At 72.8% G+C, this 22189-nt stretch carries 15 protein-coding genes; all 15 read right to left on the reverse strand.

The window, feature by feature from the left end:
• Positions 1-36 precede the first annotated feature (36 nt).
• The 15 genes from TNCT1_RS15615 to TNCT1_RS15685 all read right to left on the reverse strand — a co-directional run bounded on the left by TNCT1_RS15615 (position 37) and on the right by TNCT1_RS15685 (position 22147).
• Positions 37-2157: a CDP-glycerol glycerophosphotransferase family protein gene (locus TNCT1_RS15615; RefSeq protein WP_235902602.1), complete on the reverse strand. Its 2121-nt coding sequence runs from the start codon at positions 2155-2157 to the stop codon at positions 37-39.
• Positions 2158-2332: 175 nt separating this feature from the next.
• The gene (locus TNCT1_RS15620; RefSeq protein WP_143632247.1) at positions 2333-3829 is read right to left on the reverse strand and encodes a bifunctional cytidylyltransferase/SDR family oxidoreductase; all 1497 of its coding nucleotides are present in this window, start codon (positions 3827-3829) and stop codon (positions 2333-2335) included.
• 210 nt (positions 3830-4039) lie between these two features.
• Positions 4040-4294 carry a hypothetical protein gene (locus TNCT1_RS15625; protein WP_308789280.1) on the reverse strand — a complete coding sequence of 85 codons (255 nt, stop codon included), beginning with the start codon at positions 4292-4294 and terminating at the stop codon, positions 4040-4042.
• Positions 4295-4481: 187 nt separating this feature from the next.
• On the reverse strand, positions 4482-6035 hold the full coding sequence (locus tag TNCT1_RS15630; protein WP_143632249.1) for an alkaline phosphatase: 1554 nt from the start codon (positions 6033-6035) through the stop codon (positions 4482-4484).
• Between the two features lie 478 nt (positions 6036-6513).
• The gene (gene obgE, locus TNCT1_RS15635; protein WP_143632252.1) at positions 6514-7962 is read right to left on the reverse strand and encodes a GTPase ObgE; all 1449 of its coding nucleotides are present in this window, start codon (positions 7960-7962) and stop codon (positions 6514-6516) included.
• A 116-nt stretch (positions 7963-8078) separates the two neighbouring features.
• Positions 8079-8333: a 50S ribosomal protein L27 gene (gene rpmA, locus TNCT1_RS15640; protein WP_018846648.1), complete on the reverse strand. Its 255-nt coding sequence runs from the start codon at positions 8331-8333 to the stop codon at positions 8079-8081.
• 14 nt (positions 8334-8347) lie between these two features.
• Positions 8348-8668 carry a 50S ribosomal protein L21 gene (gene rplU / locus TNCT1_RS15645; protein WP_003990208.1) on the reverse strand — a complete coding sequence of 107 codons (321 nt, stop codon included), beginning with the start codon at positions 8666-8668 and terminating at the stop codon, positions 8348-8350.
• Between the two features lie 198 nt (positions 8669-8866).
• Positions 8867-9490 (reverse strand): acyltransferase, encoded by a 624-nt coding sequence (locus TNCT1_RS15650; protein WP_143632255.1) that lies wholly within the window; start codon positions 9488-9490, stop codon positions 8867-8869.
• A gap of 48 nt (positions 9491-9538) precedes the next feature.
• The gene (locus tag TNCT1_RS35550) at positions 9539-10834 is read right to left on the reverse strand and encodes a hypothetical protein (RefSeq protein ID WP_160160399.1); all 1296 of its coding nucleotides are present in this window, start codon (positions 10832-10834) and stop codon (positions 9539-9541) included.
• A gap of 69 nt (positions 10835-10903) precedes the next feature.
• Complete coding sequence (locus tag TNCT1_RS15660) at positions 10904-12187, reverse strand: nucleotide sugar dehydrogenase (protein ID WP_143632260.1); 1284 nt, start codon at positions 12185-12187, stop codon at positions 10904-10906.
• 12 nt (positions 12188-12199) lie between these two features.
• A complete protein-coding gene (locus tag TNCT1_RS15665) occupies positions 12200-13828 on the reverse strand; it encodes a glycosyltransferase (protein WP_143632263.1) in 1629 nt (542 codons plus the stop codon).
• Positions 13825-15408: a glycosyltransferase family 4 protein gene (locus TNCT1_RS15670; protein WP_235902604.1), complete on the reverse strand. Its 1584-nt coding sequence runs from the start codon at positions 15406-15408 to the stop codon at positions 13825-13827. Before TNCT1_RS15670 ends, TNCT1_RS15665 begins: the two co-directional genes overlap by 4 nt.
• The gene (locus tag TNCT1_RS15675) at positions 15398-16420 is read right to left on the reverse strand and encodes a Gfo/Idh/MocA family protein (RefSeq protein WP_143632265.1); all 1023 of its coding nucleotides are present in this window, start codon (positions 16418-16420) and stop codon (positions 15398-15400) included. Before TNCT1_RS15675 ends, TNCT1_RS15670 begins: the two co-directional genes overlap by 11 nt.
• A complete protein-coding gene (locus TNCT1_RS15680) occupies positions 16417-17532 on the reverse strand; it encodes a DegT/DnrJ/EryC1/StrS aminotransferase family protein (RefSeq protein WP_143632267.1) in 1116 nt (371 codons plus the stop codon). Before TNCT1_RS15680 ends, TNCT1_RS15675 begins: the two co-directional genes overlap by 4 nt.
• A gap of 394 nt (positions 17533-17926) precedes the next feature.
• Positions 17927-22147 carry an Rne/Rng family ribonuclease gene (locus TNCT1_RS15685; RefSeq protein ID WP_174266311.1) on the reverse strand — a complete coding sequence of 1407 codons (4221 nt, stop codon included), beginning with the start codon at positions 22145-22147 and terminating at the stop codon, positions 17927-17929.
• Between the last annotated feature and the right edge of the window lie 42 nt (positions 22148-22189).

The following is a 22189-nucleotide window of genomic DNA, read 5'->3' on the forward strand; positions in this document are numbered from 1 at the left end:
GAGTGATCCGGGGGCCGGCCCTTGGCCGTGGAGCCGTCAGACCGCGTTCACGCCGTCCGTGTCACCGGCGGAGGCGTTCCGCTGGGCCGGCAGTGCGGTGGTCAGCTCGGCCGCCTCGGCGGGGTCGACGTTGGCCGCGCCGACCCGCGACTCCTGGCCGACGTTGCGGATGTCGGCCTTACGGGCGAGGTCCGCGACCGCGGTGTTGAACTGGTCGATGGACTTCGGCTCGTCCGGGCCCAGCAGGTACCGCTTGAGCTCCTTGCGGTCCCCGGCCAGGGGGTCGGCGGACGGGTCGCGGACCGCGTCCAGCAGGCCGCCCAGCTCGGCCGCGCTGTTGGACAGGATCGTCGCGGCCCGCACGGCCGTGTTGTGCCGCCTGAACTCCTCCGCGCCCAGCTCGCCGGAGTCCGTGACGGCGTACGGCTTGCCGCTCGCGATGAAGTCGGAGACCACCGAGGAGATGTCGGAGACCATCGCGTCGGAGACGTTGAAGCAGTCGTACAGGCGCGGCTCGGCGCCGCTGATGACCTTGTGCTCGTACTCCGGGAAGGAACGCCAGTAGGCGTCGTTCCACTCGGCGCGCAGCCGGGCGATCTCCTCGTGCCGCCTGACGTCCACGATCCCGTCCCGGGTGGCCTCGGCCTCGTCGACGTTGTCACCGGTGACACCGGCCAGCTCGGCCAGGCGGGCCTCGATGCGGGTCAGCTCGCCCCGGGCCCGCTCCTGCGCGGCGGTGTCGGCGCTGAAGCGGGAGTCGGCGGCGCGCTCGGCGGCGGCCTTCTCGACCAGGGCGGTGATGCGCCGGTGGGCGGCGCCGGCCCGGGAGCTGACGGTTCCCGTGAAGGGGTGCGGCTTGTACAGCACGCGCACCGGCGGGTCGGCCTTGACCAGCTTCTTCACGATGTTCTCGCCGGCCAGCACGATCGAGGTGTTGCCCGGGTTGCCGTCCCAGCCCTCCCAGGTGGGGGCGTACAGCACGGTCGGGATGCGGCCCTCGGGCACGCCCCGCCAGGTGGTGATCGGCGCGAGCTGCGGGCGGCCCACCTCGACGATGTCCTCGTCGCGGACGCCGACGTCGGCGATGGCGTAGCGGTCGCGGCCGGCCCGGCCGGCGGTCCACACCTCGTCGTACACCTTGCTGTACGGGTTGACGCTGGCCAGCTTGTCGCTGTCCCCGTGGCCGATGAAGACGTGCTTCATGGTGGGCACGCGCAGCAGGTGGATGTTCTTGCCGACGTTGGCCGCGTAGAGCGCGACGCGCACCGTCGTGAGGTCCATGTTCATCAGGTGCACCCCTCCGGGCACGCAGATGACGGGGACGGTGGTGGGGGCGAGGCTGTTCAGGATGACGCGCTCGCGGAGGATGATCAGCGGCCGGGTGTCCAGCTGCTCCATCGTCTCCAGCCACATGTTGACCTGGTACGCGGAGTCCTTGGAGCCGGAGAAGTACAGGACCGTCTCCGGCCGGTAGGCGCTCAGCCAGTCGTCCAGGGCGGCCAGCACGACCTCGGCCTTCGGCGGTGTCCGCCGGCCGCGCACGTACGGCAGCAGCACCGCGACGTACAGGCAGCCGAGGACCAGGGTGACGCCGACGCCGATGAAGCCGACGAAGGCGTCGTCCAGCGTGGCGGAGACCAGGAGCCCGGCGACCGCGAACAGGTCGAGGTGGAGCATCTTCTCCGCGGAGCGGTCCAGCAGGCGGCGCGGCGGGGCGTCCGGGATGCGGACGCGGGACTTCAGGTCGACGTTGCGGGTGGCGACCGGCATCCGGCGGCGGTTGCGGATCAGCGTCACGAGGGCGCCGTGGGGGGCCTGCAGGCCGTAGAAGGCGATGAAGCAGGCGACCGCGGTGAAGAAGACCAGGTTGTCCCCGAGGGACATCCGGGCCAGCAGCAGGATGAGCAGCAGCTGCCGGATCAGGAACCGGATCGACAGACCGGCCCGGACCTTGCTCAGGCGGTTGATCAGATAGCTGCCCTTGCGGTGCAGAAAGTGGTCCGCCAGGTACGTCACGGCGGCCGCGACCACGAAGGCGTAAACGCTGGGGATGAGCGCGGCCAGCATGAGGCAGGGGAAGCCCAGCATCATGAGGGCCGCCGCGGCCAGCTCGGCCGCGCTGCCCACCCGGGCGACGCGAATAGCGGTGGATATCACGGAGAAACCTGCTCTGGGAGGGGGGAGTGCCGGTTTTGTTCGGTATTGCCGGAATTGAGCGATGATTCGCGGGCTGTACCTGGTTTTTGAGGGGTACGGACTCAGGCCTCTGCAAACGCCCAGTGAATGAGCGAGCACAGAGGCCTGAATTCCCAAAAGCTATTTACCGCGATTATTACACGCCGTCCTGACGGTCCAGCACCGTGGCCAGAGCCTGCTCGAAACCGGAGGCCTTGGCGGCGCCCGCGGTCGGGTCCTGCTGGCGGACGTCGATGACGTGACCGGTGAGCTCCGAGAGCAGCACGTCCAGGGAGGTGCGGGCCACGGCCTCGGAGGAGAGCAGCGAGCCGGCCGGCTCCTGGCCGAACGCCTTGGTGCGCATCGGGGTGGCGGTGCGCTCGGGGTTGATGCAGTTGACGCGGATGCCCTCGGAGGCCCACTCGTCGGACAGCGCCTGGGTGAGGTTCACCATGGCGGCCTTGGTGGAGGAGTAGAGGCTGTACTCGGCGCGGCCGCGGGTGTAGCTGCTGGAGGTGTAGAGCAGCAGCTGGCCCTTGGTCTCCGACAGGTACTTGTACGAGGAGCGCGCGATCTGCACCGGGGCCAGGTAGTTGACCTTCAGCGCCTCCTCGATGGTGGCGTTGTCGGTCTCGGCGAGCCTGCCGATGCGCAGCACGCCCGCGGTGTTGACCACGTAGTCGATCCGGCCGGTCTCCGCGTACGCCTTGGACAGCGCGTCGTCGACCTCCTCCGGGTTCTCCACGTGGGTGCCGGTGGTGGAGCGGCCCAGCGCGTAGACGGAGGCGCCGTAGGACTCGGCGAGTTCGGCGATGTCCTTGCCGATGCCGTAGGAGCCGCCGAAGATGACGACCGTCTTGCCGGTCAGCAGGTCGCGGTAGGCCTCCTCGCCCTTCTGCTCCGGGGCGGCCGTCGAGGCGAGCTGGAACAGCTTGTCGGCGATGAAGACGTCGACCGGCTGGGTCACCTTCATGTTGTACTCGTCACCCGCCACGACGTGGATCGGCACGTCCGGCAGGTACTTGAGCACGACGGAGCAGTCGTCCGTGGCCTGGAAGTTGGGGTCGCCGGAGGCGACCTCGTAGGCGCGGCGGATCGTGGACAGCTTGAAGGCCTGCGGGGTCTGGCCGCGGCGCAGCCGGGAGCGGTCCGGGATCTCGGTGATGAACTCGCCGTCCTCGCCGTGCGTGCGCGTGACGATGATGGTGTCCGCGGACGGGATGGCCACGTCCACGGCCTGGAAGCGCTCCAGCGCGGTCACGCAGTCGTCGATGACGCGCTGCGAGAGCAGGGGGCGCACGGCGTCGTGGAAGAGGACGTTGAGGTCCTCGCCCTCGGCCAGGCCCTCGCCGAGGGCGGAAATCGCGCGCTCGGTGGTCTCGTTGCGGGTCGAGCCGCCCTCGATGACCTTCTTCACCTTGGTGAAGCCGGCCTTGGCCACGATCTTCTCGACGTCCGGCACATAACCCGGCGCCATCAGCACGATGATGTCGTCGATCGAGTCGGCCTTCTCGAAAGTGGTCAGCGTGTGCTCGATGACGGCCTTGCCGGCGATCTTCAGCAGCTGCTTGGGGATCGACAGACCCACCCGCTGGCCGGTGCCACCGGCCAGGACGACTGCGGTGGTTCGGGGCTTGGCTATGTGCTGTGACACAGGCTGACCTACCTTGGGGCGACAGGGAACGTTCGAAATGGTCCCACTTCGGGTAACCGCTGTGCAAGGTGAGTGACGTCCCATGCATATGTGCGCGCCACCTGTCATTCACCTGCCGCCCCCGGTCATTGGGCGACGCCGCTGTGAACCTCTGTGGAATTGCTGTGAGTAAGTCCACAGGTAGCTCACGGGCCCGTCCGGCGCCGGTGTTCAGCGGCGCCCCGGCCGTTTAGGGCAGCGGTGGCCGAGGACCCGGACGCCGGGTGCGCCGATCCGCTGCGCCGCCGCGGCGCCGATCCCGGCCGCCGCCTCGGCCGCCCGGCGGGGGGTGGCGATCCTCACGTCCGCCGGCGTCGGGCTGCACGTGTTCTTCATATGCATGACGGCGCCGTTGCGGATCAGCCGCGAATACAGCTCGTCGGACGGCCCATTGCCACGGAATTCGACATCAAGGTTCCGCGGCATTTCGGTCTCGGCCAGGGTAAGGGATCGATTCGCGGTGTCCGGAACCGGCCGCAGGAGATTCTCCGGCGGTCCGAGCAGCGCGTCGAAGGGAGCCCGGGACCCGGATGGGTCCCGGCCCCGCCCGCCCGGACCGGCACCCCCGGGCGGGCCGTGTCACAGGGTCCGCACGCCGGACTCGTGGTCCGTGTCACACGGTCCGCACGCCGGGCTCGCCCGCCTCCACCCGCAGCCGCGCCAGGGTCCGCGCGCCCGACTTCGGCGCCAGGACCGTGTCGACGACCCGCACGCGGGCGTCGATGCGGTCGCGGCGGATGTCGAAGAGGTGGTAGCCGCGGTGGGCGTCGATCACCTTCCAGTGCGGGTTGTCCGCTCTCAGCGGGTCCCACTGGGCGTGGAACGCGGCCTGGTCCTGGTCGCCGCCGCTGGAGACGGAGGCGCCGACGAACTCCGCGCCGACGACGGCGGAGGCGGGGTCGGCGAAGTCCTTTTTGAGGTCGCTGATCATCGTCAGGTGCCGGTCGCCGCTGAGCACCACCGGGTTGCGGACCCCGGCGAACTCCGCCAGCAGGGCGTTGCGTTCGGCCTGGTAGCCGTCCCAGGCGTCGTAGTACCAGAGCTTGCCCTTGCCGGGCCGCAGGTCGGTCTCGGCCATCATGATCTGCGAGGCGACGAGGTTCCACTGGGCCGGCGAGCCGTGCAGCCCGTCGAGCAGCCACCGCTTCTGCGCGGCGCCGAGCATGGTGAGCGAGGGGTTCTCGGCGTCGGCCTGGCTCGTGGCCTGGTCGTCGCGGAACTGCCGGGTGTCCAGCACGTTGAGCCGGGCGAGGCGGCCGAAGTCCAGCCTGCGGTGCATCCGGATGTGCGGGCCGTCCGGGACGGCGGTGGCGCGGACCGGCATGTGCTCGTAGTAGGCCTGGTAGGCGGCGGTCAGGCGGGCCGTGAACGCGTCGTGCGACTGCTTGCCGGGGTCCTGCGGGATCTCGCCGGCGAAGTCGTTGTCGACCTCGTGGTCGTCGAAGGTGACCACCCAGGGGGCGTGGGCGTGCATCGCGGCGAGGCCGGGGTCGGTGCGGTACTGGGCGTACCGGTTGCGGTACTCGACGAGGGTGTACGGCTCCCCGGTGCCCTCGTGCCGCCGCACGGCCGTCGCGGACGGCGTCGACTCGTAGATGTAGTCGCCGACGAAGAGGACGACGTCCGGGTCCTGGGCGAGCATGTCGGCGTACGGCGTGAAGTAGCCGTGCTGCCAGTTCTGGCAGGAGGCGAGCGCGACGCGCAGGGAGCCGTCCCGCCGACGCGGGTGGGGGGCGGTTCGGGTCCGGCCGGTGGGCGAGAGCTGCCCGCCCGCGCGGAAGCGGTACCAGTACCGGCGGTCCGGGCGCAGCCACCGTACGTCCACGTGCACGCTGTGCCCCAGCTCGGGCCGGGCCTGGGCGGTGCCCCGGCGGACGGTCCGGCGGAACCGCTCGTCCTCGGCGAGTTCCCACTCCACCGGGACGGTGGTGTCCGGCATCCCGCCGCCGTTCAGCGGGTCGGGGGCGAGCCGGGTCCACAGCACGACGCCGTCGGGCAGCGGGTCTCCGGAGGCGACGCCGAGGGTGAACAGGCCGTCGGGGAGCGGGGCGCCGGCGGCGCGGGCGGTGTCAGGCAGCCAGAGCCGGGCGGAGGCCGCGGCGCCGAGGACGGCGGCACCCGCGGTCAGAAAGCGGCGTCGGTCGCGGTGCGGTGCTGCTCCGGTCATTCGCTGACTCCCTTGCCACACGGGCCTTTCGGGCTTCACTCGCGGACCCTCGGAAGCTCCCACGGCCGGGCGGCCCGGCCGCCGAACGGCGGCTCGCGTGTGCGTGACAAGAAGGCGGACAACAGGAAACCCGTCGCGGAGCCGGGACCACACCGAGAACGCGGCCGGGGCGCGAGGGGTTACGAAGCGTCAGGAACCGTGTCGATTGGGGCTGTTGGGCAGGCGGACCGGGCGCCCGGGGACCGGAGGCCAGGGCGAGGCGGACCGGACCGGGCGCCCGGGTACCGGAAGCGGGCCGGGACGGGCCGAGGCGGGGCGGAGCGGGCCGAGGCGAGGCGGACCGGACCGGGCGCCCGGGTACCCGAGGCAGGGCGGAGCGGAGCGGGAAAGCGCGCGACCCGGAAGGGATCGGTGTCCCTTCCGGGTCGCGCGGTTCGGCTCACCCGGGTGCGGCGGATCCGCCGCACCCGGCCCGGTCCTACTCGAACGGGTCGAACTCGTCGTACTCGCGCAGCGCCTCGTCCCGCTCGGCCTGCTTGTCGCGCCGCCGCTGGGCGGCCGGCCGGGCCACGTCGAAGCGGTGGTCCTCGCCGCGCCGGCCCAGCATCTCCGCGCCCGCCATGGTGGTCGGCTCCCAGTCGAAGACGACCGCGTTGTCCTCGGGGCCGATGGCCACGCCGTCGCCGGTCCGGGCGCCCGCCTTCATCAGCTGGTCCTCTACGCCGAGGCGGTTCAGCCGGTCGGCGAGGTAACCGACGGCCTCGTCGTTGTTGAAGTCGGTCTGCCGCACCCAGCGCTCCGGCTTCTCGCCGCGCACCCGGAACAGCGGCTCGCCGCCGATCTCCTCGCGGGTGACCGTGAAGCCCGCGTCGTCCACGGCCTTCGGCCGGATGACGATCCGGGTCGCCTCCTCCTTCGGCCTGGCGGCCCGCGCGTTCCCGACCAGCTCGCCGAGGGCGAAGGTCAGCTCGCGCAGCCCGATGTGGGCCACCGCCGACACCTCGAAGACGCGGTAGCCGCGCTGCTCCAGGTCGGGGCGGACCATCTCGGCGAGGTCCTTGCCGTCCGGCACGTCGACCTTGTTCAGGACGACGATCCGAGGCCGGTTGTCCAGGCCGCCGTACTGGCGCAGCTCCTCCTCGATGATGTCGAGGTCGGAGACCGGGTCGCGGTCGGACTCCAGGGTGGCGGTGTCCAGCACGTGCACCAGCACGCTGCAGCGCTCCACGTGGCGCAGGAACTCAAGGCCCAGGCCCCTGCCCTGGCTGGCGCCGGGGATCAGGCCCGGCACGTCGGCGATGGTGTAGACGGTCGAACCGGCCGTGACGACACCGAGGTTGGGCACCAGGGTGGTGAACGGGTAGTCGGCGATCTTCGGCTTGGCCGCGCTGAGCACCGAGATCAGCGAGGACTTGCCGGCGCTCGGGTAGCCCACCAGGGCCACGTCGGCGACCGTCTTCAGCTCCAGGACGACGTCCTGCAGGTCCCCCGGCTCGCCGAGCAGCGCGAAGCCGGGCGCCTTGCGGCGGGCGGAGGCCAGCGCCGCGTTGCCGAGGCCGCCCCGGCCGCCCTGTGCGGCGACGTACGAGGTGCCGTGGCCGACCAGGTCGGCGAGCACGTTGCCGGCCCGGTCCAGGACGACGGTGCCGTCCGGCACGGGCAGGACCAGGTCCTGGCCGTCCTTGCCGGAGCGGTTGCCGCCCTCGCCGGGCTTGCCGTTGGTGGCCTTGCGGTGCGGGGAGTGGTGGTAGTCGAGCAGCGTGGTGACCGACTGGTCGACGGTCAGGATCACGTCGCCGCCACGGCCGCCGTTGCCGCCGTCCGGGCCGCCGAGCGGCTTGAACTTCTCACGGTGGACGGAGGCACAGCCGTGGCCCCCGTTACCCGCGGCGACATGCAGCTCGACGCGGTCCACGAAGGTGGTCATGGTTCATGCCTCCAGAACTACGGTGATGTCTCTTGCGTAACACGCGAAAGGCGGACCCGCCTTCCCGACCGGGAAGTGAGGTCCGCCTCGCGAAAGGTTCGAACGGAACGCTCGGGTCAGGCGACCGGAACGACGTTCACGACCTTGCGGCCACGGTGGGTACCGAACTCCACCGCACCGGGCTGCAGCGCGAACAGCGTGTCGTCGCCGCCACGGCCGACGCCGGCGCCCGGGTGGAAGTGGGTGCCGCGCTGGCGGACCAGGATCTCACCAGCGTTGACGACCTGACCGCCGAAGCGCTTCACGCCGAGCCGCTGGGCATTGGAGTCGCGACCGTTCCGGGTGGACGATGCGCCCTTCTTGTGTGCCATTTCTCCTCAGTCCCTTACTTCGCAGCCGTGGGGATCTCAGTGACCTTGATCGCCGTGTACTGCTGGCGGTGGCCCTGGCGACGGCGGTAGCCCGTCTTGTTCTTGTAGCGCAGAATGTCGATCTTCTGGCCCTTGTGGTGGTCCACGACCTCGGCCTGGACCTTGATGCCGGCCAGCACCCACGGGTCGCTGGTCACAGCGTCGCCGTCGACAACGAGCAGGGTCGAGAGCTCGACCGTGTCGCCAACCTTGGCGGTGGAAATCTTGTCAACCTCAACGATGTCGCCGACAGCAACCTTGTGCTGGCGACCACCGCTGCGCACGATGGCGTACACGCGGATCTCACTCTCTCGCTCGGGAACGGCACCCCCGCAGTCCAGCCGCCCGGGCATGAACACGGTCAGCCTCTCCCGGCCGCCGAGGCACCCGGGAGGAAGAGGTTTACGGGGATGTGGCGTGCCACTCGACACGCCGACGGTCAAGGTTACGGGGCACGGCCGAAGGGGTCAAACCGGGTGGTTCGCCGGGGCGCGTCAGGCGGGCAGTTCCACCAGTTCGGTGGTCTCCCCGGCGCCGTCGGCCGGGCGCTCGGCGTACCGGGCACCGGTCTGCGGGCACTCCCACACGCCCGGCTCGCCCTGCCGCTCGACCAGCTTCACGCCGGCCCGTCCGACCCATCCGATCCGGCGGGCGGGGACACCCGCCACCAGCGCGAAGTCGGGTACGTCCCGGGTGACGACGGCGCCCGCCGCGACCAGCGCCCAGCGGCCGACACGGACCGGGGCGACACACACGGAGCGGGCGCCGAGCGAGGCGCCCTCGGCCACCTTGACGCCGACGGCCTCCCAGTCGCCGCCGCGCTTGAGCTTGCCCTCGGGGTCGACCGACCGGGGGTAGTGGTCGTTGGTGAGCACGACGGCGGGACCGACGAAGACCCCGTCGCCCAGTTCGGCGGGCTCGTACACCAGGGCGTAGTTCTGCAGCTTGACGTTGTCGCCGATCCGGACGCCCGTGCCGACGTAGGCGCCCCGGCCGATCACGCATCCCGACCCCAGGCGGGCGTTCTCGCGGATCTGCGCGAGTTCCCACACGGTGGTCCCGTCACCCAGCTCGGCGGACTCGTCGACCTGGGCGGTGGGCTTGACGGTGTAGCTCACTTTTGCACCTTCCTGTGGCCGCCGGGCGGGCGGCTCTTCGACATCTTCTCAAGGGGAGTCCGGCGCATCGCCGCGCCCTCGCGCCGGCTGCCGCACCGGACGCGCGGACCAGTGGCGGTCGACGACGAGCGGCAGCCCCAGCACGACCGGCATCCACATCAGGCAGCCGAGCCGGGCGGCCTCGGTGGTCAGCGGATGGGCGGTGACCTGGAGGGCCCCGGTGACGCCGATCGCGAGGGCGAGCCGGCCGAGCCCGCCCCCGTACCGGGCGAGCGCCCACGCCGCCAGGGCCGTGAGGAGCAGGAAGTACGGCAGTGCGGCCTGCTGCGCGGACCAGTCCGCCCAGAACCGCTCCGCGAGGCCGGCGAGCGACCCCCAGGGGTCGGGGACGTCAGGCGCCTCGAAGTGATGGGTGAAGGTGTCCTGCAGCGTGTCCTGCGAGGACGGCAGACCGAGCGTACGCATCGCCACGGCCACGCCGCCCGCCGCCGCCGCGGACAGCACGGCGAACGCGGCGGTGCCCCGGTGCCGGGCCCGTCCGCGCAGGCACAGGGCGCCCACCGTGACGGCGGACAGCAGGGCGGCGAGCACCAGGGCCGACGAATAGCGGGTGACCGCCGCGACGCCGTACGAGACGGCGGTGAGCGACGCCCCCGCCGCCGACCACCGCCGGGACAGCAGCAGTCCTCCCCACAGCGTCCCGAGCGTGCAGAGTGTGAACAGCCCCTCGGACAGCGCCTGGGCGCTCCACCAGCCGAGCGGGGTGGCCAGGAAGGTCACCTGGCCGACGAGGGCGGCCCGCCGGGTCAGCCCCGCCGAGCGCAGCAGAGCGAGGACGAGCAGCGAGCCCGCCGCCGCGGTGAGCACGCCCAGCACCTGCATGCCGCGCAGCACCCCGAAGGCCGCGACGAAGGGCGCCGCGAGCAGGGGGTAGCCGGGACGGCCGGCGAAGATGGCCTGGTAGCGCGGGTCGCCGGTGGTGATGTCCGGGGCGTCGGCCCACCGGTCGAGGCAGGCGCGCTCCGCGGCCGCCCTGATCGCGTCCTCGCTCTGCCGGACCGTCGGTTGGAGCCGGCGGTCGTGGGCGGTGCGGTCCGCCCGGCTCGCGCAGTAGGCGGCCAGCGCCGTACGGTGCGCCTCCGCGGGCGGGGCGCCCAGATAGCGCTCCGTCGCCCGTGCGTAGCGGTACGAGTCGGGGAAGAGCGTGAACTGCGGCCCCGCCACCAGCTGGAGGACCGCGTAGAGCGCGCAGACCAGCAGCGGCAGGGCGGCCCGCCGGCGCCCCGCGCCCCGGGCGGCCCGGGCCGCGGCCGGGGCGGGGGGAACGGTACGGGCTGTGTCCAAGTGAAGTCCTGCGCGGTGGGGGCGGCCCTGCCGGGTGGCAGGGCCGCGTCGTGACTGCGGGCGGCCGGTTCAGCCGCCGATGACCACCCGGCGGACGCCCTTCCAGGCCTCCGGGTCGGTCGTCCGCCGCCCGTCGACCAGGACCTTCACGTCCGGGAGGTCGGCGGGGGCCAGCTCACGATACTCGGCGTGATCGGCCTGCAGGACGGCCGCGGTGACCTTTTCGCCGCGGTGCGGGGTGAGGCCGAGCTCCGCCAGTTCCTCCGCCGTGTACATCGGGTCGGAGACGTAGGGGACGGCGCCGCGCGACCTGAGCGCCTCCACGGTCGGGAAGACGCCCGAGAACGCGGTCTCCTTCACGCCGCCCCGGTAGGCCGCGCCGAGGACGAGGACGCCCGCCCCGGTCAGGTCGCCGTAGGCCGCCGCGAGCAGGTCCACCGCGTACTCGGGCATCGCGGCGTTCGCCTCGCGCGCGGAGCGCACGACGGTCGCCTGCGGGTCGTTCCACAGGTACATGCGCGGGTAGATCGGGATGCAGTGGCCCCCGACCGCGATGCCCGGCTGGTGGATGTGGCTGTACGGCTGCGAGTTGCAGGCCTCGATGACCTTCTTGACGTCGATGCCGTTGCTGTCGGCGAAGCGCGCGAACTGGTTGGCCAGGCCGATGTTGACGTCGCGGTAGGTGGTCTCGGCGAGCTTGGCCAGCTCGGAGGCCTCCGCGGTGCCCAGGTCCCACACGCCGTTCGGCCGGGGCAGGTCGTCGCGGGCGTCGAAGTCCAGGACGGCCTCGTAGAACTCGACACCGCGGGCGGTGGAGGCCGCGTCGATGCCGCCGACCAGTTTCGGGTAGCGGCGCAGGTCGGCGAAGACCCGGCCGGTGAGGACCCGTTCCGGTGAGAAGACCAGGTGGAAGTCCTCACCCGGGACCAGCCCCGAGCCCTCGGCCAGCATCGGCGCCCACCGGGTCCGGGTGGTGCCGACCGGCAGCGTGGTCTCGTACGAGACGAGCGTGCCTGGCCTGAGCCCCTCGGCGATCGCCTTGGTGGCGGCGTCCATCCAGCCGAAGTCGGGCACTCCGTCGGCGTCGACGAACAGCGGGACGACCACGACGACCGCCTCGGCCCCGGCGACCGCGGCCGCGGTGTCCGTCGTGGCGCTCAGCAGTCCGGCGTCGACGGCCTGCTTGAGCCTCACGTCGAGGTCGTGCTCACCCGGGAAGGGCTCGGTACCGGCGTTGACCAGCTCGACGACCTTCGGGTTGACGTCCGCGCCGACGACCCGGTGGCCCTTGGCGGCGAACTGCACGGCCAGCGGGAGGCCGATCTTGCCGAGCGCTACTACACAGATGTTCATGGACGGTCGCTACTACTTCCTCTTGGAACCGCGGACGAGTGCGGCCCTCAGCCGGGAGGGCAGGGACCGCTTCGGCGAGAACATCGGGGCCGTGTCGATCACCACACGCCCCTTGGGGTTCACGAGGGCGGACACCCGGTACGGGTCCTCGTAGGCGCCCCACTGGCGGGCCAGCGGCATGGGCTTGCCCTTGCCGCGCACGGGGATCTCGTAGGTCGATCCCGCGACGTCCAGGTACACGCGGACGCCCAGCTTGGCGGTGCGCCCCTCCAGGGGCACCCGGGCGTGCAGCACGGTGGCGTCACCGTCGTCCGCGAGCGCCGTCGTGAACGTTCCCCGGGGCTCCGGCAGGCCGGTACCGGCAGCCAGCTTCCTGGCGCCCGCCTTGTCGGCGGTGGCCGGCATGGCGCCCTGGACGAGCCGCAGCACCGCGCCGTCCACGTCACCGAGCACGGGCACCCGGACGGAGGCGGTGTAGCTGATCCGGTCGCCCTCCTGCTCCCACCCGGAGGCGAGGAGTTCGGTGCCCTTGGCCAGCCGGCCGGGCACCGCCTCCTTGACCAGCTCGAAGCACCGGTCGGCCAGGCCGATCCGCGGGTCGCGGAAACCCGGGTAGCGGGCGTAGGCGCGTTCGCCCTCGACGACGAACGGGGGTGCCCCGTTCGCCTTCTCGGAGGTGATCGCCTCGCACAGCTCCTCGATGGCGCCGGCCCGGGCCAGGCAGATCCGCACCCGGCGCTTCACGTCCATGGCGTCACGGATGCCGTCCGTGAAGTAGGCGTCCGCGAGCCGCGCGATGCCCTCGCAGATCTCTCGCTGCAGCGGCCGGTCCAGGGCGGGGAAGTCGTGCTGGACGAGCTTGGCCAGCTCCCAGGTGAAGTGCCGGCGGAGGACGGCGTCGCGTTCGGGGCCGGGCTCGAGGAGCCCGGCGGTGAAGTCCATGATCTCCGCCGTGCACCGCAGCCGCGCCAGGTGGTCGGCTCGGTAGGTGATGTTGCCGGCGTCGCCGCGCTTCACCGCGTAGTAGCAGGTGTAGTCGGCGACCACCGAGATCTTGCGGGCGCGCACGCACGCCTCGATGGTGAACGGCTGGTCGCTGCCCACCGGCAGGTGCTCGGGAAAGCGCATCTTGTGCCGTTCGACCAGTTCCCGCCGGAACAGCTTGGTGTTGGCGAGGGTCCACGGCAGCGCGGAGCCGACGAGACGGACGTCCGGGTCGTTCTTCTTGTAGAGCGCCTGGTGCACGTACCGGCCGTTCGTGCCCACCATCTTGCCGACGACGACGTCCGACCCCTGCTCGTCGGCGCACGCCACCATGCGCTCCAGGGCCTGCGGGCCGAGGTGGTCGTCGGAGCCGACGAAGTAGACGTACCGGCCGGTGGCCACGTCCAGCGCCCGGTTGCTGGGGGCGGCCGGCCCGCCGGAGTTGGCCTGGTGGATCACCTTGACGGTGCCGGGGTAGCGCTCCGCGAAGCGGTCGAGTTCCCGGCCGCTGTCGTCGGTGGACCCGTCGTCCACGGCGACGATCTCCAGCCGGTCGCGGCCGATGCTCTGGCCGACCAGCGACTCCAGGCACTCGGTCAGGTACGGCATGGTGTTGTACACGGCGACGACGACGCTGACGTCGGGTGTCCCACTCATGCTCCGGCCTCCTCCGTCGCCCGGAGGGCGGCCCGGCGGGTGCCGCCGCCCGGCAGCAGACGGGTGTAGACCTCGTCCAGCCGGTCCGCCTGGGCCTCCCAGGTCCACTGGTCGAGGAGTCCCGGCGCGTCGTAGGCGCCGCGGTAGCGTCCGGCGTCGCCGAGCACCGACTTCACCGCGCGGACGAAGTCCTCCAGGTCCTCCGCCCGGAACACCTCTCCCTGACCGGTCCGCTCGACCGTCTCGCTCATGGTCTTGACATCGCTGACGACCAGGGGCAGCCGGGCGTGGGAGTACTCGAAGAACTTGGTGATGAGCGCTATCTCGTGGTTCGGCCAGTGGTGGATCGGGATGACCCCGAGGTCCGCCGCCGACAGGAACCGCACCACCTGGTAGTGCGGGACGTACGGCAGGATGTGCAGCCGCTCGCCGACCTCCAGCTCCTCCGCCCGCGCCCGCAGCGTCCGCATGTAGTCGGACGTGGTGTTGGGCACGACGAAGGCGACGTGCAGCTCCGGCAGCCGCGGCAGGGACTCGACCATGATGTCCAGGCCGCGCTGCGGGGCGGCGGCACCGCTGTACACGGCGAGCGGGGTGTCCGTCCCGATTTCGCACAGCTCACGCAGGTCAGGGACGGGCTCGGCGGCCTGCTCCGGGGAGACCTGCGCGTCCGGGGCGTTGAGCACGACCGTGGGGCGCTCGGCCAGGTGGTGCCGCTCGGTGAGCATTCCCGCGAGGGTGTCCGACACCGTCGTCACCGCGTCGGCGTGCCGGGCGTACTCCCGTTCGTGCGCGCACTGGGCGACGTGCCAGCGCGGGTGCGGGTTCCAGGGCTTGATGCCCGGCAGGAACTCGTGGGCGTCCCAGACGAGCTTGACGTCCCGCCCCTTGGCCCGGGCGCGCAGCGCGGCACGGGCGCCGACGCCGAGCATGCGGAAGTCGTTGGCGTGGATGAGGTCGGGTTCGAGGTCGTCGACGACCCTGGCGTACGCCAGCTCGTAGTCCCACAGGTGGGGGTCGAGCCTGCGCCAGCTGCGGTCGCCCATCGTGCGGCGCCAGAACGCCGTCGTGAAACGGTCCAGGGGCGAGGTCATGGCCTTGCGCCGCTCTTCGAGCGCCTTGGTCCTGCGGTAGCGCAGTTCCACCCAGGAGGACAGGAACCGGGCGGCGATCCGGGGCACCGCCAGCGCCAGCCGGGCCAGCGGCGATCCCTCCCGCCGGGCGAGGATCAGCCGTACGTTGAGGTCGGCGCGGCGCGCCTTGACCTTCTGCCGGCGGTAGGCGGCCAGCGGGCCGGGGCGGTAGGCCAGGGGCGACCGGAGCACGGCACGGCGGTACTCGTGCCGGCGGCGGAAGAGCGGTCCGGGCACGGGCAGCAGGCGTACCTCGGCGTCGCCGATCTGCCAGGTCTGCCCCTTCTTGCCCTTGGCCTTGCCCAGCAGGACCACGTCCCAGCCGGCCTCGGCGGCCGACCGGGCCTCCTTCTGCACGCGCGAGTCGCCGTTGACCGCGTTGTCGACGAGCATGACGATCCGGCCTCGCGTCGCCCGGGTGCGGGGCGCGGGGTTCTCAGCTGACATGAGTGGCCAGTTCCTCCGGCTCAAGGGAAACACTGCGCTTGGTCCTCGCCGATTCCAGCACCGCCGCCGCGACCTCCACCGTGCGCATGCCCTGGCGCAGGGTGCAGATGTCGGCGGGCTCGCCGAGCACGGCGTCGCGGAACAGTTCGTGTTCGACGAGGAGGGGCTCTCGTTTGGGGATGGCATAGCGGATCATGTCGCCCTCGGCGACGCCCCGGAACGCCTGGAGCGCCTCCCACTCCGTCGCCACGGCGGCGTTGGAGTGGAACGTCAGGTCCGCGGTGAGGGTGTCGGCGATGAAGCAGCCGCGCTCGCCGGTGACCGAGGTGAAGCGCTCCTTGAGCGGGCTCAGCCAGTTGACCAGGTGGTTGACCATGGTGCCGTCGTCGAGCCTGCCCACGGCGGACACCATGTCCTCGTGTTCCCGGCCGCTCTTGCTGACGGTGTGCGCGGAGATCGAGGCGTAGGCGCGCCCGGTCACCCAGCCGGTGAGGTCGATGTCGTGGGTGGCCAGGTCCTTGACCACGCCGACGTCCGCTATGCGGTGCGGGAACGGGCCCTGGCGGCGGGTGACCACCTGGTACACGTCGCCGAGTTCGCCGGCCTCCAGGCGGGCCCGCAGCGAGCGCAGCGCCGGATTGCAGCGTTCGATGTGGCCGACGCCGGCCACCAGCCCGCGGGACTCGAAGGCGTCGACGAGGCGGCGGGCGCCGGCCACGGTCTCGGCGAGCGGCTTCTCGATCAGCGCGCACACGTCCGCCTCGGCCAGCCGCAGGCCGACCTCCTCGTGCAGCCCCGTGGGACAGGCGACGACGACGTAGTCGACGCCCAGGTCGACCAGTTCGTCGACCGTGCTGAGGACGGGCACGTTCGGCGCGGCGCCGTACTTGTCGCCCATCGGGTCGACCACGCCGACGAAGTCGACGCCGTCGAGCCCGGACAGGATCCGTGCGTGATGGCGCCCCATGGAACCGAGGCCGACGAGTCCGGCCCGCAGCGGCCGCGCGGTCACGACTGCTCCCCCAGACCGTTGACGGTGGAGACGATGCGCTCCAGGTCGTGCGCCGACAGGTTCGGGTGGACCGGCAGCGAGACCACCTCGGCGGCGGCGCGCTCCGTCTCCGGCAGCTCCCATGTGCGGCCGGCCTTCTGGTCCGGCTCCCAGTACGGCCTGAGCCGGTGGATCGGGGTCGGGTAGTACACCGCGTTGCCGATACCGGACTCGCTCAGGCCCGCCATGAAGGCGTCGCGGTCGCCGCGGACGCGCACCGTGTACTGGTGGAAGACGTGCCGCGCACCCTGCGCGGTGCTCGGCGTCACCACGTTCGGCGCGGTGATGTGCTCGCTGAGGTACGCGGCGTTGGCGATGCGCCGCTCGGTCCAGCCCGCGAGTTTGGCGCGCTGCACCCGGCCGACCGCCGCGGCGACGTCCGTCATGCGCATGTTGGCGCCGACGATCTCGTTGGCGTACCGCTGCTCCATGCCCTGGTTCCGCAGCAGGCGGAGTGTGCGGGCGATGTCCGCGTCGGCGGTGCTGACCATGCCGCCCTCGAGGCTGTGCATGTTCTTGGTGGGGTAGAAGCTGAACGTTCCGGCGGCGCCGAAGGCGCCCACCGGGGTGCCGTGCAGTGCGGCGGCGTGGGCCTGGCAGGCGTCCTCCACGACGGCCAGGCCGTGGCGCTCCGCGATGGACATGATCCGGTCCATGGCGGCCGGGTGGCCGTACAGGTGCACCGGCATGACGGCCGCGGTGCGAGGCGTGACGGCCGCCTCGACGGCCGCCGGGTCCAGGCAGAAGCTGTCGGGCTCGATGTCGGCGAAGACCACGTCGGCGCCGACGAGCCGTACCGCGTTGGCCGATGCCGCGAAGGAGAACGACGGCACGATGACCTCGTCACCCGGGCCGAGGCCGAGAGCTAGCAGCGCCAGGTGCAGCGCGGACGTGCCGGAGTTCACCGCGACACAGTGCCGCCCGGCCACCAGCTCCGAGAACTCCGTCTCGAAGGCGGCCACTTCGGGCCCCTGCACGACGCGGCCGCTGCGCAGGACCCGCACCGCGGCCTCGATCTCCTCCTCGTCGATCACCGGACTGGCAGCGGGTATCGGCTCATGGACATCGGTCATCGACATCCCCACCCCTCTTATTCGGCGGCCTCTCGGACGCACCACGTCGTGCTTGGCCGGGGACGGTGACCGGTGCCTGGCACAGATGCCCGCATCCCCTCATCCACCGTGGGCCCCCCTACCTGACCCAGCGGGATGTCAGCCGCCGTACGGCCCGGACGGCGCACACGCGCGACTCGGCGTCCTGTTGGCCGGCGGCTGGAACGGCGTCACATTAGCAGCACGGTTAACGGACTTTTCCCACAGGGTTTGTACGAGCGATACACAGGCTTGACCAGAACCGCTCGCAACGGGCGCACAGCGTGCCATTTCGGCACGGAACAACAGCGAGAGCGCGGGACACCGGGTCCCGGTGTCCCGCGCTCTCGTCGGCATGACGGCCCGCCGGGGCCGGTCAGTCCTCCGCGACGGCCGAGACGGACGGCGCCGTCTTCTTCGCCGTCGTCTTCTTGGCGGCCGTCTTGGCGGTCTTGGCCGCCTTCTTGGCCGTCGTCTTCTTGGCGGCCGTCTTCTTGGCCGCGGTCTTCTTGGTGGCCGCCTTCTTCGCCGTGGCCTTCTTGGCGGTCTTGCGGGCCGCCTTCTTGGCCGGAGCCGCCTCCTCGGCGATCTCCTCGGGCGCCTCGGCCGGGGCCGTCTCCGCCGCGGCCGACGGGACGACCACCACGGCCGCCTCATCGGACGCGGTCGGCGCGGTGGCCTTGCGCACGGCACGGCGGCGCGGGCGGGCCGGGGCCGCGCTCTCCGCCTCGGCGGCCGGAGCCGGGGCCTCGGCCGCGGGCTCCTCCACCGGGGCGGCGGGAGCGGTCTCGGACACCGTCACCACGGCCGCCTCGGCTCCCGCGGGGGAACCGGCGGGCGCCGACACCTTGCGGGTCGCCCGGCGGCGCGTACGGCCCTTGGGCGCGGCCTCCTCGGCGGCGGCCTCGGGCTGCGGCTCCGGGACCACCTGGTCCTCGGCGGCCTGCGGCTCGGCCAGCGCCTCGGCGGCGGCCTCGGGCTGCACCGGGCGCGCCGCCGCCTCCTCGGCGGTGACGTCCTGGGCGGTCGGCGCGGCGGCGGCCACGGCCGTCTCCGTGGCCGGTGCCTCCTCGGCCTCCGGAGCCTGAGCGGCCCTGGCCCGCGGAGCCCTCTCCGCCTTCGGCGCACCGGCGGGCGCGGAGGCCCGGCGGCTCGCGCGGCGACGGGAACGGCCGCGGCCGGCGGCCGCCTCCGCCTCGGCGACGCTGCTGTAGAGCTCCTCGTCCGGCGCGAAGTCCGGCGCGGGCAGCGCCACGGGCTCGGCGAGCTCGGCCGCCACCTCGACGGCGCTCTCCACCTCGGGCTCGACGTCCTCGCCGGCCTCCACCGCCACGGCGGCGGTCTCGTGCACGTGCTCCTGCGCGTCTCCGCCCCGGCCGCGCTTCTTGCGCTTGCCGCCACCGCCGCCGCCACCGGCCGCGGCCGGCTGCTCCATGTGGACGATGACACCGCGGCCGTTGCAGTGGACGCAGGTCTCGGAGAACGACTCCAGCAGGCCCTGGCCGACCCGCTTGCGGGTCATCTGGACCAGGCCGAGCGAGGTCACCTCGGCCACCTGGTGCTTGGTCCGGTCCCGGCCCAGGCACTCCAGCAGGCGCCGCAGCACCAGGTCCCGGTTGGACTCCAGCACCATGTCGATGAAGTCGATGACGATGATGCCGCCGAGGTCGCGCAGCCGGAGCTGACGCACGATCTCCTCGGCCGCCTCCAGGTTGTTCCTGGTGACCGTCTCCTCGAGGTTGCCGCCCTGGCCGGTGAACTTGCCGGTGTTGACGTCGACGACGACCATCGCCTCGGTCCGGTCGATCACCAGCGAACCGCCGCTCGGCAGCCAGACCTTGCGGTCCAGCGCCTTGGCGAGCTGCTCGTCGATCCGGTAGGTGGCGAAGACGTCGACCTCGCTGGTCCACTTCGACAGCCGCTCGGCCAGGTCGGGCGCCACGTGCGAGACGTAGCCGTGGATGGTCTGCCACGCCTCGTCGCCGCTGACGACGACCTTGGAGAAGTCCTCGTTGAAGATGTCGCGGACGACCCGGACGGTCATGTCCGGCTCGCCGTAGAGCAGCGTCGGGGCGTTGCCGCTCTTGGCCTTCTTCTGGATCTCCTCCCACTGCGCCTGCAGCCGCTCGACGTCACGGCGCAGCTCGTCCTCGCTCGCGCCCTCGGCGGCGGTGCGCACGATGACGCCCGCGTCCTCGGGGACGATCTTCTTGAGGATGGTCTTCAGCCGGGCCCGCTCGGTGTCGGGCAGCTTGCGGCTGATGCCGGTCATCGAGCCCTCGGGCACGTACACGAGGTAGCGGCCCGGCAGGGAGACCTGGCTGGTCAGACGCGCGCCCTTGTGGCCGATCGGGTCCTTCGTCACCTGGACGAGGACGGACTGGCCGGACTTCAGGGCTGCTTCGATGCGGCGCGGCCCGTTGGCCATGCCGAGCGCCCCGAAGTTGACCTCACCGGCGTACAGGACGGCGTTGCGGCCCTTGCCGATGTCGATGAAGGCGGCCTCCATCGACGGCAGGACGTTCTGCACCTTGCCCAGGTAGACGTTGCCGACGTACGAGGTCGACTGCTCCTTGTTGACGTAGTGCTCGACCAGCACGCCGTCCTCGAGCACGCCGATCTGGGTGCGCTCGCCGTGCTCGCGCACGACCATCACGCGCTCGACGGCCTCGCGCCGGGCCAGGAACTCGGCCTCGGTGATGATCGGGACGCGGCGGCGGCCCTGCTCACGGCCCTCGCGGCGGCGCTGCTTCTTGGCCTCCAGACGGGTCGAGCCCTTGATGGACTGCACCTCGTCGGACGGCTCGGCGGGCTTGCGGGGCTCGCGGACCTTGACGACCGTGCGCTCGGGGTCGTCGGACGGCTCCTCGCCGTCGCCGCCGCCCTCACCGGCACGGCGGCGGCGGCGCCGGCGGCGGCGGCTGGAGCTGGAGCCTCCGGAGTCCTCGCCGCGCGCGTCCTCGGCGTCCTCCTCCTCCTGCTCGGCGGTGTCCTCGGTGTCCTGCGCGGCCTGCTCGGCGGCCAGTTCGTCGGACTCGGCGTCCGCGCCCTCGCCGGCCTCGCCGTCGGCGGCGTCACCGCGGCGGCGGCGACGGCCGCCCCGGCGGCGACGGCGGCGCGAACCGGCCTCCTCGGAGTCCTCGGAGCCCTCGGCCTCCTCGCCCTCGTCACCGTCGGCCAGGTCCTCGGCGGACTCCTCGGCCTCCTCCGGCTCCTCGGCCTCGGCGGGCCGCGTCTCCTCGGCGGCGGCACGGCGACGGCGGCGGCGCGAACCGGCCTCGGCACGCTCCTCCGGGTGCGCCTCCGTCTCCTCCTCGGGCTCCTCCGCCCCGGCGGCCTCGGCCGCGGCCTGGGCGGCGGCCCGCTGCGGGGTCTGGAACTGCGGCTCGGTGAACACCGGCGCCTGGAACACGGCCACGGCGGGCCGGGCCGGACGGCGCGGCGATCCCGCCTCGTCGGCCTCGGACTGCGCGGGCGCGGCGAACCCGGTCGCGGCCTGCCGGACGACCCGGCGGCGGCGACGCGGGGCGGCGCCCTCCTCGGCGGCGGGGGCCTCGGCGGCGGGGGCCTGCGGGGCCTTGGCCTCCTCGGCGGGCCGGGCGGCGGCCGCGGGGGCCTCCTCGGCCGCGGGAGCGGCGGCACCGCGGGTGGCGCGGCGGCGGGTACGGCGGGGAGCGGCCTCGTCGGCGCCTTCGGCCTTTCCGGCCGCTTCGGCGGCCGGGGCGGTCGCGGGCTCCTCCACCGGGGCCTGGGCCTCGGGGGCGGGCGCGGCGGCGGCCGGTACGGCGGTCTCCGCGGCCTCGGCGGACGCCGGGGCACCGGCGGGCGCGGAGGCGCGGCGGGACGCCCGGCGGCGGGTACGGCCGGCGGGCGCGGTCTCCTCCGCCGCGGCGGGGGCCTCGGCGGCGGGGGCGGCCTCGACGGCAGCCGGAGCGGCCTCGGGAACCGCGGTGACCTCGGTGGCCTCGGCCTCGCCGGCCTTCGGCGCGCCGGCGGGCGCGGAGGCGCGCCGGGTGGCACGGCGACGCGGGCGGGCCGGGGCGGCGGCCTCGGTCTCTGCCTCCGGCTCCACGGCCTCGGTCTTCGCCTCGGTCTCCCCGGCGCCGGCGGCGGGCACCACGGCCTCCGCCTCGGCCGGGGCGCCGGCCGGCGCGGACGTGCGGCGGGTAGCCCGACGGCGGGTACGGGGCGGTGCGGGTTCCTCGGCGGTCCCTGCGGCCTCCACGGCCTGGGCCGGCTCGGCGGACCCGGTGGTCTCGGCGGCCGGTACGACCGTCTCGGCGGTCCCGGCGGCCGGCGCACCGGCCGGCGCGGAGGCGCGGCGGGTGGCCCGGCGGCGGCGGGCGGGGGCAGCGGGCTCCTCGGCCGCGGCGGGTGCCTCGACGGCCTCCGTCCCGGCCTGCGCCTCTTCCTCCGCCTCGGCGATCTCATCCGCTTCCGCGGCCGGTATGGCCGGCACGGTGACCTCGGCGGGGGCCTCGGCCGCGGTGGGCGGGCCCGCCGGGCGGGAAGCGGCACGGCGACGCCTGCGCGGGGGCAGCGTGTCGCTCGGCGTGTTCAGTTCGGAACCCTCGTTGGGTTCGGTCGGTTCGAGCATGCGGGCGTTTCTCCCGTCAGGCTCCCGGGCGCCGCGCCTGGT

The organism is Streptomyces sp. 1-11 (genome assembly GCF_007176755.1).
Lineage (GTDB): Bacteria > Actinomycetota > Actinomycetes > Streptomycetales > Streptomycetaceae > Streptomyces.